This is a genomic window from Bailinhaonella thermotolerans (assembly GCF_003594875.1).
GTDB classification, from domain to species: Bacteria; Actinomycetota; Actinomycetes; order Streptosporangiales; family Streptosporangiaceae; genus Bailinhaonella; species Bailinhaonella thermotolerans.
Map to the genome: position 1 here is coordinate 55,652 of NZ_QZEY01000024.1, position 11,733 is coordinate 67,384.

General features: G+C 73.6%; 12 protein-coding genes and 1 pseudogene. 8 read left to right on the forward strand and 5 right to left on the reverse strand.

What is annotated here, in order from left to right:
- Nucleotides 1-3: 3 nt before the first annotated feature.
- Entirely contained in the window at nt 4-756 is a 753-nt protein-coding gene (locus tag D5H75_RS36930; protein WP_119931254.1) for an IclR family transcriptional regulator, read from the reverse strand.
- Nucleotides 757-956: 200 nt separating this feature from the next.
- On the opposite strand from D5H75_RS36930, the gene D5H75_RS36935 reads away from it, so the two are divergent.
- Together D5H75_RS36935 and D5H75_RS44430 are read left to right on the forward strand one after the other, a co-directional pair.
- The gene (locus D5H75_RS36935; protein WP_119931255.1) at nt 957-1,847 is read left to right on the forward strand and encodes a bile acid:sodium symporter family protein; all 891 of its coding nucleotides are present in this window, start codon (nt 957-959) and stop codon (nt 1,845-1,847) included.
- A gap of 258 nt (nt 1,848-2,105) precedes the next feature.
- Entirely contained in the window at nt 2,106-3,239 is a 1,134-nt protein-coding gene (locus D5H75_RS44430; protein WP_119931256.1) for a lytic polysaccharide monooxygenase auxiliary activity family 9 protein, read from the forward strand.
- A 93-nt stretch (nt 3,240-3,332) separates the two neighbouring features.
- Here D5H75_RS44430 and D5H75_RS42355 read toward each other — a convergent pair whose 3' ends face one another.
- A complete protein-coding gene (locus D5H75_RS42355) occupies nt 3,333-3,500 on the reverse strand; it encodes a hypothetical protein (RefSeq protein ID WP_202638875.1) in 168 nt (55 codons plus the stop codon).
- Between the two features lie 189 nt (nt 3,501-3,689).
- On the opposite strand from D5H75_RS42355, the gene D5H75_RS36945 reads away from it, so the two are divergent.
- Nucleotides 3,690-4,487 carry a DeoR/GlpR family DNA-binding transcription regulator gene (locus tag D5H75_RS36945; RefSeq protein WP_119931257.1) on the forward strand — a complete coding sequence of 266 codons (798 nt, stop codon included), beginning with the start codon at nt 3,690-3,692 and terminating at the stop codon, nt 4,485-4,487.
- 51 nt (nt 4,488-4,538) lie between these two features.
- On the opposite strand, the gene galT is transcribed toward D5H75_RS36945, so the two are convergent.
- Nucleotides 4,539-5,594, reverse strand: coding sequence for a galactose-1-phosphate uridylyltransferase (galT, locus tag D5H75_RS36950; RefSeq protein ID WP_242454738.1), 1,056 nt, complete (start codon nt 5,592-5,594; stop codon nt 4,539-4,541).
- 135 nt (nt 5,595-5,729) lie between these two features.
- Here galT and D5H75_RS44720 point away from each other — a divergent pair, with 135 nt between their 5' ends.
- Nucleotides 5,730-5,804 carry a 50S ribosomal protein bL37 gene (locus D5H75_RS44720; protein ID WP_422674081.1) on the forward strand — a complete coding sequence of 25 codons (75 nt, stop codon included), beginning with the start codon at nt 5,730-5,732 and terminating at the stop codon, nt 5,802-5,804.
- Nucleotides 5,805-5,864: 60 nt separating this feature from the next.
- On the opposite strand, the pseudogene rho reads toward D5H75_RS44720, so the two are convergent.
- Nucleotides 5,865-6,953: pseudogene (rho, locus tag D5H75_RS36955) on the reverse strand (transcription termination factor Rho); the annotation flags it as partial.
- Between the two features lie 598 nt (nt 6,954-7,551).
- Between rho and D5H75_RS36960 the strand changes: the two are divergent.
- The 4 genes from D5H75_RS36960 (at nt 7,552) to D5H75_RS36975 (ending at nt 11,096) form a co-directional block, all read left to right on the forward strand.
- Nucleotides 7,552-8,472: a glycoside hydrolase family 16 protein gene (locus tag D5H75_RS36960; protein WP_119931260.1), complete on the forward strand. Its 921-nt coding sequence runs from the start codon at nt 7,552-7,554 to the stop codon at nt 8,470-8,472.
- A gap of 60 nt (nt 8,473-8,532) precedes the next feature.
- On the forward strand, nt 8,533-9,774 hold the full coding sequence (locus D5H75_RS36965) for an MFS transporter (protein WP_202638876.1): 1,242 nt from the start codon (nt 8,533-8,535) through the stop codon (nt 9,772-9,774).
- A gap of 245 nt (nt 9,775-10,019) precedes the next feature.
- Nucleotides 10,020-10,670, forward strand: a complete 651-nt coding sequence (locus D5H75_RS36970) for a TetR/AcrR family transcriptional regulator (protein WP_119931261.1) — start codon at nt 10,020-10,022, stop codon at nt 10,668-10,670.
- Between the two features lie 210 nt (nt 10,671-10,880).
- Entirely contained in the window at nt 10,881-11,096 is a 216-nt protein-coding gene (locus D5H75_RS36975; protein ID WP_119931262.1) for a DUF6243 family protein, read from the forward strand.
- Nucleotides 11,097-11,205: 109 nt separating this feature from the next.
- Here the strand turns inward: D5H75_RS36975 and D5H75_RS36980 are convergent, their stop codons facing one another.
- A complete protein-coding gene (locus tag D5H75_RS36980; RefSeq protein ID WP_119931263.1) occupies nt 11,206-11,730 on the reverse strand; it encodes a DUF421 domain-containing protein in 525 nt (174 codons plus the stop codon).
- Nucleotides 11,731-11,733: the final 3 nt, after the last annotated feature.

The following is an 11,733-nucleotide window of genomic DNA, read 5'->3' on the forward strand; positions in this document are numbered from 1 at the left end:
CGGTCAGGGCTCGCGGAGGGCGCGCTTGGTGATGCGGGTGGCCGCGTCTCGGGTCAGCGCGCCGTACTGCGGCCAGAGGGTGCGCGGGAGCCGGGCCGCGACGGTGGAGACGCCGATCGCGGCGACGGGCGTCCCGGCCGCGTCGAGGATCGCCGAGGCGACGCCGTTGAGGTCGGAACGCCACATGCCCGGGTTCACGGCGTACCCCCGGATGCGCACCTCGCTCAGCGTCGCCTTGAGCACGTCCCGGTCGGTCAGGGTGAACCCGGTGAAGCGGTCCAGGGACAGCGTCTCCAGCCGTACGGCGGGCAGATGCGCGAGCACGGCCAGGCCGGCGGCGGAGGCGTGCATCGGGGCGCGGCCGCCGATCCAGGCCGGGTTCCGCGTCTCGTGCCGGCTCTCGACCTTGTCGATCAGCACCATCCAGTCGCCGTCGGGGATCGTCAGGTGCACGGTCTCGCCCGTGTGCGCGGCCAGCTCCTGCATGACCGTGGCGGCGGCGCGCGGCAGCACCTCCCGGCGCACGACGTGGCCGCCGACGACGAGGGGGCGCCCGGTCAGCACCCAGCGGACCGGCTCGCCCGGTTCGCCCGGCTCCTCCTCGGGCCGGATCCAGCCCACCTCGGCGAGCGCGAGCAGGCTGTTCTCGACGGCGGGCTCCGGCAGGCCCAGGCGGTGCGCCAGCTCGGCCGCGTCCGCGGGGTGGGTCTCGGCGAGCTTCTCCAGCACCGCGAACGCCGTCACAACGTTGCGCATCGCCACTCACGCCCCTGTGTCACCATCCGCAAACCCGCCCGAATTATGACATGTCAGCACCTCAACAGGCTGAGTAACTTTCATCGACGGCCCTCGGTATTTAGCGAATAGTCCCGATAAATAGCCGGATTTCGCTCTTGTGCGTCCTCCGCCGGAGCCGGGAAGATCGGTCGCAACCCGACACGACGCGGAGGCGGCCCGTGCAGGAGTCCATCGTCACCACGGTGCTGTTCCCGCTCGCCCTGGCGGTGGTCATGCTCGGCCTGGGCCTGTCGCTCACCGTCGCCGACTTCACCCGCGTCGGCAAGCATCCGCGCGCGGTGTTCGTGGCCCTGGCCTGCCAGGTCGTCCTGCTCCCCCTGATCTGCCTGGGCCTGGTCACCGTCACCGGCCTCGAACCCGCCCTCGCGGTCGGCATGATGCTGCTCGCCGCCTCCCCCGGCGGCACCGTGGCCAACCTCTACAGCCACCTGGCCGGCGGCGACGTCGCGCTCAACATCACCCTGACCGCCGTGAACTCGGTGCTGTCCGCGTTCACGCTGCCGATCGTCGTCAACCTCTCGCTCACGCACTTCATGGGCGACGGCGAGGACATCGGCCTGCAGACCGGCAAGGTCGTCCAGGTCTTCGCGGTGGTCCTGGTCCCCGTCGCCATCGGCATGCTGCTGCGCCGCCTGCGCCCCGCCTTCGCCGAGAGCATGCGCAAGCCGGTGCGGGCCGCCTCGGCGATCATCGTGATCGGCGTCATCGTGGCCGCGATCGTCCAGGAGCGCCACCAGGTCCTCGACGCCCTCGCCGACGTCGGCCTGGTCGCCGCCGCCTTCAGCGTGATCAGCCTCCTGGCCGGCTACTGGATCCCCCGCCTCGCCCGCGTCGAGCGCCGCCAGGCCATCGCGTCGGCCATGGAGATCGGCATCCACAACAGCGCCCTGGCCATCACGATCGCGATCAGCCCCGCCCTCCTGGCCAACCCGCGCATGTCGATCGCGCCGGCCATCTACGCGCTCCTCTCCTTCTTCATCACCGCCGCCTTCGGCTACCTCCTCTCCCGCGCCGCCGCCCGCCCCGGGTCCCCCCTCCCCGCCCCCTGACCGGCCGCCCGTACGGCTCGCGCGGGCGCCTGCCGTACGGGACCAGAGATCGGGGCGTGCGGCGGGAGGCGGATCGGGGCGAGGGGCCGGGTTTTTCAAGAGTCACATAACTCACCCTTAACCGGACCTTAATCGCGTTCCACCGCCTCGCGAGCGGCGGCAGTGTGAGTTCAGCGCCCAGTGGATCTTGACCGTCCCCCCCGGCGCGCAAGACCGCTGGGCGCGACCGGACCGCGCTCGATCTCGAGGAGACGACCTATGAACGTACGCCGGATGGCGCTGGTGACCGCTCTCGTCGGCGGCTCGTCCGTCCTGATCACGGTCGCCACGGCCGGCGGCGCGTACGCCCACGGCTCGATGCAGAACCCGCCCAGCCGTTCCTGGCTCTGCTACCAGGACAGGCCGGAGAGCCCCTCGCTGGCCGCGTGCAAGGCGGCCGTCGCCACCGGTGGCAAGCAGGCGCTCTACGACTGGCACGAGGTCAACATCGCGAACGCCGCGGGACGGCACCGTTCGATCATCCCGGACGGCAGGCTGTGCAGCGCGGGGCGGGACAAGTACAAGGGCCTGGACCTGGCGCGCGCCGACTGGCCGGTGACCCGGCTGCCCGCCTCGGGCCGGCACACCTTCACCTTCCGCGCGACCGCCCCGCACAAGGGCTCGCTCGAGCTGTACGTCACGAAGGACGGCTACGACCCGGCCAAGCCGCTGAAGTGGTCGGACCTGGAGGCCGAGCCGTTCCACGTCGCCACGGAGCCGCGGCTCGCCAACGGCGCGTACGTCATGGAGGCGACGCTGCCGAAGGGCAAGCGCGGGCGGCACCTGATCTACACGATCTGGCAGCGCAGCGACAGCCCGGAGGCGTTCTACGCCTGCTCGGACGTGCGGTTCGGCGAGGGCGGCTCCACCGGCCCGACGGCCCCGCCCGCCCCGACCCCGACCCCGGCCCCCTCCCCCAGCGGCCCCGGCGGCGGCGGGAACGGCGGTGGCCACGACCACGGCGGCGGCCACGGTGACCACGGCGGTGGCCACGGTGGTGGCGGGCACGGTGGTGGCGGGAACGGCGGCGGCCCGGGCGGGGGCAACGGCGGCAGCGGCGGCTCGACCGACGCGGCGGCGGTGCTGAGGAACATCACCGCCGGCGTGGGCGTCCAGCCGGCGAAGGCGCGCCGCGAGGGCCTGGTCACGGTGACGGCCGTCTGCGGCGGCTCCAAGGTCACCAAGGTCGTCTCCCCGGCCTTCGCCAAGCAGACGAACGCCGCCCCGGTCCCGACCACGGCGTGGTTCCCGCCGCTGATGGTGGGCGCCAAGACCCGGGCCGGCAGGTATCCGGTGACCGTCCACTGCGCGAACGGAGGAGTGGCCCGCACCACACTCACCGTGACGGGCTGAGCCCGGCGCGGCGACGGGATCCGGTGACGAGAACGGCCCCGCGCCTCCTCCGGGGAGGGCGCGGGGCCGTTCCGCGTTCGTGGTCGTCCGTGGTCAGGGGTGGTGGGCGGCGCGCTTGACGAGGTGCACGGCGGGGACCGGGGCCGGGCCTGCCGGGGAGTCGTCCGACACCGTGCCGACGGCGATCGCCACCGCGACCAGCCCGGCCGCCATGATCCCGGCGATCGCCTTGAGGATCATCGCGCAGGTCCGCTTCCGCATGGTCTCGTGTGTGTTCCGTTCCGTCCGGGGCGGGCGGCGCACGTAAAGCCCCCACCCTCGCTTCGTACACTATAGACAATAAGTAGGTAAAGCCCCAAAACTAGATAAAACGCCATCACGAGCCCGGCGGCGCGCGACCCGGCGATCGAATATGGTCGGTTCCGATCACCGATCGGGAGGACGCGGACCATGAGCGACCACGACGCCGGCCGCCGCCCGGGATTCGCCGCCGAACGCCGCGAGCGCATCCTGCGCCTGCTGCGCGCGAACGGGTCGATGTCGCTGCGCGAGCTGGCGTCCGCCGTGCACGCGTCCGAGGTCACGGTGCGCCGCGACCTGCGCGCGCTGGCCGCCGACGGGCTCCTGGACCGCCGCCACGGCGGGGCGATGCTGCCGGGCGGGCTCACCCGGGAGGCCCCCTACCGGGAGAAGACCGGGGTCGCCACGGCCGAGAAGGCGGCCATCGCCGAGTACGCCGCCGGGCTGGTCGAGGACGGCGACGCGATCGTCCTCGGCGGCGGCACGACCACGCACGAGCTGGCCCGCCGCCTCACCGGCCGCCGGGACCTCACGGTCGTGACGAACTCGCTCCTGGTCGCCGAGGCCCTGGCGGACGCCCCCGGCGCCGAGGTGGTGATGACCGGCGGCGCGCTGCGCGGCCCCATCCGCGCCCTCGTGGGCGGCGCGGCCGAGCGGTCCCTCGCCGGGACGCACGTCCGGCGGGCCTTCGTGTCGGGGAACGGCGTGAGCGCGGCCCGCGGCCTGTCCACGCCGAACATGGCGGTCGCGGGGGTGGACCGCGCGATGGCCGAGGCGGCGGCCGAGGTGATCGCGCTGGCCGACCACACCAAGGTCGGGGCCGACACCATGTTCCAGACCGTGCCGCCGGATCGGGTGTCCCTGCTGGTCACCGACGCCGCCGCGCCCCCGGCGGAGCTCGCGGCCCTGCGCGCCGCCGGGGTGCGGGTCCACGTCGTGACCCCCTGACCCGGCCGTCCGCGCCCGGCGCCGCCTCGACCCGCCGCCGTCCCCGGCCGGTCAGGCGGAGCGCAACCGCTCGGCGGCCTCCTCGGGCAGGACGTCGTTGATGAACGCGCCCGCGCCCGACTCCACCGAGGCCAGGTACTTCAGCTTGTCCTCGCTCCGCCGGACGGTGAAGACCTGGGCGTACATGTGGGCCGGGTCCGCCGGCGGGCTCTGGTGCCAGCAGGCCATGTACGCCGGGGGCCGCGCGAACAGCCGCTCGAACCGCCCGACCACGTCCGCGTAGAGGCCCATCAGGGTCGCCCGCTCCTCCTCCCCGAGGTCGGGCAGTCCCGCCACGCACCGCCGGGGCGCGATGTGCGCCTCGTACGGCCAGCGGGCGGCCTCCGGGACGTACGCCACGAAGTCCCCCGCGGTCGCGATCACGCGCGGCCCCTCGGCCTCGCGCGCGACGATCGCGCACATCAGGCACTCGCCGTGCGCCTCCCGGTGCCGCCGCAGGTTGTCACGGACGGCGGCGGCGACGGGCGGCACGAACGGGAACGCGTAGATCTGCCCGTGCGGGTGCTGGAGCGTCGCGCCGATGTCGAGCCCGCGGTTCTCGAAGACGAAGACGTACTCCACGCCGGGCAGCGCGGACAGCTCGGCGGTCCGGTCGGCCCAGGCGCGGCCGATCGTGGCCAGCCGCTCGGGGGGCAGGCTCGCCAGGGAGGTGTCGTGGTCGGCGCTGAAGCAGACCACCTCGCACCGGCCGCCGGCGGGCCCGCCGAGCGAGGGGAACCGGTTCTCGAAGCTCACGACGTGGTAGTCGGGGGCCGGGATCTCGGTGGCGTGCCCGGGGCGCGTCGGGCAGAGGGGGCAGTCCCCTGACGACGGCTGGAACGTCCGGTTCTGCCGCCGCGCGGCGATCATGATCTCCTGGCCGAGCAGCGGGTCCCACCGGCGCAGCGTGCCCGCCTCGAACGCGGGCAGGTCGCGCCCGTCCACGCCGTCCCTGACGTGCCCGGGACCGTCGTCGAAGTAGATGATCTCGCGCCCGTCCGCGAGCTTGCCCGATGTCCTGTACGCGGCCCGCACGCCCGTCCGCCCTTCACCGTCCGACTGTCGCACCCATTAGATCAGAACCGATCGATTTCGGTCCACATCGATCAGGCCGCGCCCCGGGCCTTGCCAGGCCCGGCGAGGGCGGGGATGGTCGGCTGAGCGGCCGGGCTCCGGCCGCGCACCCGTCCCCCGGGAGGTCTGATGTCGAAGAAGACCAGCAAGCGGCGGCAGCGGAAGAAGCGCAAGGCCAACCACGGCAAGCGGCCCAACGGGTAGCGGCCCGGCGGGTGGCCGCGGCCCCGGCGGCGGCGTGGCCTCACACAGGCCGGCGCGGCCTCACAGGCCGGCGCGGGCCTTCAGCAGGAACTCGGCGTTCGAGCCGGTCTCCTTCATGCCCGCGAGCAGGCGCTCCATGGCCTGCTGGGGGTCGAGCGGGCTGAGCGCGCGGCGCAGGCCCCACACGATGGAGAGTTCCTCCTGGGTGAGCAGGAGCTCTTCGCGGCGGGTGCCGGAGGCGGTCACGTCCACGGCGGGGAAGACGCGCTTGTCGGCCAGGGCGCGGTTGAGCAGCAGCTCCATGTTGCCGGTGCCCTTCAGCTCCTCGAAGATCACCTCGTCCATCCGGGAGCCGGTCTCGACGAGGGCGGTCGCGAGGATGGTCAGCGAGCCCGCCTCCTCGGTGTTGCGCGCGGCCCCGAGCAGGGCCTTGGGCGGGTGCAGCGCGGTGGAGTCGAGGCCGCCGGACATGATGCGGCCGTTGCCCTTGGTGGAGTTGTTGTAGGCGCGGGCGAGCCGGGTGAGGGAGTCCAGGAGCACGACCACGTCGTGTCCCTGCTCGACCAGCCGCTTGGCCCGCTCGATCGCCAGCTCGGCGACCGCGGTGTGCTCCTCGGGTCGGTGGTCGAACGTGGAGTGGATCACCTCGCCGCGCACCGCCCGGCTGATCTCGGTGACCTCCTCGGGCCGCTCGTCCACGAGCAGCACCATCAGGTGGGCGTCCGGGTGGTTGGCGGCCACGGCGGCGGCGATGGCCTGCAGGACCATGGTCTTGCCGGCCTTGGGCGGAGCCACGATCAGCCCGCGCTGCCCCTTGCCGATCGGCGCGACCAGGTCGATGATCCGGCCGGCGAGGTCGCCGGGGCCGGTCTCCAGCCGCAGCGGCCGGTTCGGGTAGAGCGCCGTGAGCCGCGCGAACTCCGGCCGGGCGCGGGCGTCCTCGGGGGCGAGCCCGTTGACGGTGTCCACGCGGGCGAGCCGGTTCTTGCCGCGCTCCGCGCGCGCCGCCCCCGCGACCACGTCGCCGCGGCGCAGGCCGTACCGGTCGATGTCGCGCTGGCCGACGAGCACGTCGTCGGAGCCGGGCTTGTAGCCCGAGACGCGGAGGAACGCGCTGCCGCCGCGCACGTCCAGCAGCCCGGTCACGGGCGTGGCGGGCGCCTCGTCGGCGTTCTCGCGCTGGCGGGGTACGGCGTGCGCCCGGTTCGTCCGCGCGGTGGTCCGGGCGGATCCCCCGGTGGAGGCGGCGCGGGCGGAAGCGCGGGTCCTGGCGGGCCTGGTGGAGCCCGAGGAGGTGCTGGAACCGGTGGAACCGGAGATGGTGGAAGTGGATTCGGTGATCGTCATGTGATGGCCTTTCGCCGGGTGGATGCCGCGGTCCGCGGGGCCGGGCTCGGGAGCCGGGCGGGCGTCCGGGGCACGGCGGGCGCCGGACGGGCGGGACGCCGTACCGCTGCCCGTGACCTGGGCTGATCGCCGAGGCGGGGCGGGACGCCGGAGGCGGGACGGTCGCGGGGCCCGGAGGTCTCGTCCCCGATGAGAACCGCGTGGATCGCGGAGGGGCGGTGGCCGGGCGGGCGACGGTGTGCCGCGCTGCGGAGGTGATGCGGCGGAACTGGGTGATGCGGATGAAGCGAGAGCGGCCAGAGAGGCATGGGCGTCCAAGGCCCGGAATGCCAGCCACTATCACCATAGCAGATGGGTAATTCTCCCGGAAGGGACCGCCCTCCGGTGTTCTGATGGCGTCATGCGGAACCGGCGGGCGTTCGGGATGCTGGCGGTGATCGTCCTCCTGGGCCAGGCGGCCGTGAACTGCGGCTCCCCGGCCCCGATGACGGCGGGCGCGACCCCGCACGGCTCCCCGTGCGCCACCGCCCCGCCGCACCCCTCCCCGAGCGTCCCGAGCGTCCCGGGCACACCCGGCACACCGGATACGCCGGGCACGCCGGGCACGCCGGGCACGCCGGGAGCGTCCGGGACTCCCCCGGCGAGCGGGCCGGCCCCGGGGCCCACGGGCGAGCCGGAGGGGACCGGCCGGTGGGGGCGGCCGGTGGTCGAGGACGGGTTCGAGCGGCTCGACCGGCGCGTCTGGGGCGTGTACGACGACCCCGGCGGGGAGTACCCCCGCGTGCCCGAGGCCGTGCGCGTGAGCGACGGGGCGCTGCGCCTTTCCGGCGGCTTCTACGGCGGGGCCGACATGTCGGGCGGCGTGGGGATGGAGCACGCCCAGAAGTACGGCCGCTGGGTGGTGCGGCTGCGCGTGGACCGCGGGGCGGGATACTCCGCGGTGGCGCTGCTGTGGCCGGAGGACGAGCGGGAGCCGCACGAGGAGGTGGACTTCGTCGAGACCGCCGACCCGCGGCGGCAGGTCGTCCCGCAGTTCATCCACCGGGGCGGGGGCCGCGCCGACAACCGGATGCGCGCCGACTTCACCACGTGGCGGGTGGTCGCGGTGGACTGGCTGCCGGACCGGATGACGTTCTGGCTGGACGGGCGCGTGGTCTGGGACTACCGGGGCGAGCTGATCCCGCGCAACGGGCCGATGTCGCTGGCGCTCCAGCTCGACAAGGTCTGCGACCGGTGGGCCCCGTGCCGCGACGAGCACACGCCCCCGTTCGTCACGATGCACGTGGATTGGGTGAAGGTGTACCGCGCGCCACGCGGGTAACTGGCTTCTGATGAAATAACCCCCAAACGCTTCTATTTCATCCCAATCGGGGGCACAGCCTTGTCCGACGCCGCGCCGGCGACCCTTGACGCTCCGCTCTCCAAGAGTCCCCTGTGGACCCGCGACTTCCGCCTCTACTTCACCGCGCGCACGGTCTCGATGTTCGGCGACGCGATGATGCACACGGCGCTCACGATGGGCCTGCTCGAAGCCGGGTACGGCCCCGCGGGCGTGGGCTTCGCGCTCGCCGCGTGGACGGCCTCGGTGGCGGTGCTGATCCTGTTCGGCGGGGTGCTCGCGGACAAGTTCACCGCCCGCCGCATGATGATCGGCGCGGACGCGGCCAGGTTCCTGCTCCAGGGGCTCATGGCGGTGCTCTTCCTCGTCGGGACGCCGCCGTTCTGGCAGATCCTCGTGATCATGGCGCTCAGCGGGGCGGCCACGGCGATGTTCCAGCCCGGCGTCGGCAGCACCGTGCCCCAGGTGGCCTCCGACGTGCAGCGGGCCAACGCCACCCTCAAGGTCGCCGAGTCGCTCATGGTCCTCATCGGCCCCGCGGTGGCCGGGCCGCTCGTGGCCGTGGCCGGGGCCGGGGTGGTCTTCGGGCTCGACGCGGCCACGTTCGCGGTGAGCGGCCTGTGCCTGCTCCTGCTGCGCCTGCGCCCCCTGGCCGACGTCGTCCCCGAGGGCTCGATGCTGCGGAACCTGCGCGAGGGCTGGCGGGAGTTCCGCTCGCGCACCTGGCTGTGGTCCGTCATCGTCATCTGGACCTTCATGGGGATCTGCGTGTTCGGCCCGATGCTCCCGCTGGGCGCGACCGTGATCCGCGACGCCCACGGCGCGGCGATGTACGGCGTGGTCATGTCCGCGTACGGCGCGGGCACCATCCTCGGCGGCCTCGTCGGCATGCGCCTGCGGCCCCGCCGTACGCTCCTCGCGGGCGGGTGCGCCATGCTGCTCTACCCCCTGGGCATCCTCATGATCGCCACCGCGGCCCCGCTCGGGATGCTCATCGCCGCCGAGGTGCTCGCGGGAGCCGGCTGGGCGTTCTGGTCGGTCATGTGGGCCACCAGCATCCAGACCAACATCCCCGGCCCGGTCCTGAACCGCATCACCGCCTACGAGGTCAGCGGCTCGATCATGAGCGTCCCGGTCGGCCAGGCGATCGCCGGGCCGGCGATGCTCCTGTTCGGCGGGCCCCACCAGGTCCTGTTCGTCTCGGTCGCCGTGAGCTTCGCCTCCTGCGTCGCCCTCTTCTCCGTCCCCGCCATCCGCCGCCTCCGCCGCGGCCCCGCCTCCTGACCCGCCCTGCCTCCTGACCCGCCCCGCCGCCCCGCCGACCGGTTCCCGGCCGGCCCCGGGTCGCCACCCGGCCCCCGGTCGCGCGGCCGTACCGCCCGCCGGCCCCGCTCCGCGGTCCGCCGCGCCCCGCCCCGCCGTTCGGCCCGCGGGCCGCGGATCGCGGCCCGCCTCTCCGCGGCGGGCGCCGGTCGCGGAATGTGACCGCTCTTGCGGGGGTGGTGAGCGGCCTACATAAACTTCGGGTCATGGACGACGGTGTGGGGCTGCGGGAGCGTAAGAAGCTGCGCACGCGGCGGGCGCTCGTGGAGGCGGCCCTGCGCCTGTTCAGCGAGAAGGGCTACGAGGAGACGACGGTCGCGGAGATCGCGGCGGCTGTGGACGTCTCCACCCGCACGTTCTTCAGCTACTTCGCGAGCAAGGAGGACGTCGTCTTCTTCGACAGCGCCGTGCGCATGCGGGAGGCCATCGCCGTGATGCGCGACCGGCGTCCCGGCGAGGGGCCCATCGACCTGCTGATGCGCGTGGTCAAGGGGGTGGGCGCCGACCACGAGCTGACCGTGGCGCTGACGCCCGTGCGGACCCGGCTCATCATGACGGTGCCCGCCCTCCAGGCGCGGGCGCTGCTGCTGATGTTCGGCACGCAGCGGGTCCTGGCGGCCGAGCTGTGCCGGGCGTACCCCGGGGAGATCGACGACACCGAGGCCGCCGCCATCGTGGGGGCCGTGATCGGGGCGGCCCAGATCGCCACCATGATCAGCCTCGAACGCGGGGACGCCCCCGAGCGCGTGATCGCCGAGGCGCTGCGCGCGATCGACATCGCCGCCGGTGACCTGGGCGCGATCGGCCGCAGGCCCGGGGCCGGTGAGCGCGGCCCCCGGAACGGCGCCCCCCGATAAACCGGTTGCCCCCGGCCGTGACCGGCGCGTAGCGTGACGACCATGCTGCTCTATTCGAACGTCGGCGCCGTCGCGTGCCGGCGGGGCCCGCTCCAGGTCTACCGCCCCCGCACGCTCGCCGCTCCGCACGGCCAGGGCACCCCAGGCGCCTGACGAAGCGCCAGGACATCCGGGGTGCCGTCACAGACGTACCTTCCGGAGGAACCCATCATGGGTCGACGTAGTGGAAACCTTCTCGGCGTGGGCGGGCAGCGCAAGACCCTGTCCCGCGACCAGCTCCGCGGCAAGGCGGGCGGCTCCAAGGGCGGCGGGCGCGACTCCGCCACCCGCAAGCAGGAGCTGCTGCGCAAGATGCGCGAGCTGTCCGGCGAGAACGGCGGCAACGACCAGGGCTCCGGCGGCGGCGAGAGCGCCCCGCAGGACTGACCTACCGGGTGGCCGGGGCACACGCCCCGGCCACTCCCCTTTTCCGATGTGAAGGCGCGGGGGCGCGAAGCGTGACGGCGCGAGGCGTAAGACGCGGGCCGGGCCGCCCTCAGACCGCGCGGCGCTTGCGCCCGCCGGAGTCGCCCTCGTCCTCTCCGTCGTACCGCAGCACGCTCATCTGCCCGTCCGGCTCCATGAACGCCGCCTTCACCTGCGAGACGTCCTCCACGCCGCGCTGGCGCAGCTCGTACCTCAGCTCGTCGCGCGTCATCAGCTCGCGCCGCAGGGCGCGCTGCCGTACCCGCCCCTTCTCGATCAGCAGTTGCGGCTTGGGGCGCATGAGCCGGTGCGCCCAGCTCCAGCGGTACGCCATGGCGTCGAGGACGATCGACCACGCCCCGATGGTGACCACGAGGAGCAGGCCGTCGGCGATGCTCTCGTAGCTCCCCGACATGGCGTTCTGCGCCGCGTCGGCGACCAGCACGATCACCAGCAGGTTGCCCATGTCGAGCTCGCCCACCTCGCGCTTGAACGTCAGCCGCAGCAGGAAGAACAAGGCGAGGTAGACGACCGTGCCCCGGATGACGATCTCCAGCGGCGGGGTGTCGAAGGCGAAGATCTTGTCCCACTCCATGAC

Excerpts from the sequence above, each read along its gene's own strand:
- D5H75_RS36930 (WP_119931254.1), bottom strand. The coding sequence starts at position 756 with ATGCGCAACGTTGTGACGGCGTTCGCGGTGCTGGAGAAGCTCGCCGAG.
- D5H75_RS44430 (WP_119931256.1), top strand. The coding sequence starts at position 2,106 with ATGAACGTACGCCGGATGGCGCTGGTGACCGCTCTCGTCGGCGGCTCG.
- D5H75_RS42355 (WP_202638875.1), bottom strand. The coding sequence starts at position 3,500 with ATGCGGAAGCGGACCTGCGCGATGATCCTCAAGGCGATCGCCGGGATC.
- D5H75_RS36945 (WP_119931257.1), top strand. The coding sequence starts at position 3,690 with ATGAGCGACCACGACGCCGGCCGCCGCCCGGGATTCGCCGCCGAACGC.
- D5H75_RS36960 (WP_119931260.1), top strand. The coding sequence starts at position 7,552 with ATGCGGAACCGGCGGGCGTTCGGGATGCTGGCGGTGATCGTCCTCCTG.
- D5H75_RS36970 (WP_119931261.1), top strand. The coding sequence starts at position 10,020 with ATGGACGACGGTGTGGGGCTGCGGGAGCGTAAGAAGCTGCGCACGCGG.
- D5H75_RS36975 (WP_119931262.1), top strand. The coding sequence starts at position 10,881 with ATGGGTCGACGTAGTGGAAACCTTCTCGGCGTGGGCGGGCAGCGCAAG.
- D5H75_RS36980 (WP_119931263.1), bottom strand. The coding sequence starts at position 11,730 with ATGGAGTGGGACAAGATCTTCGCCTTCGACACCCCGCCGCTGGAGATC.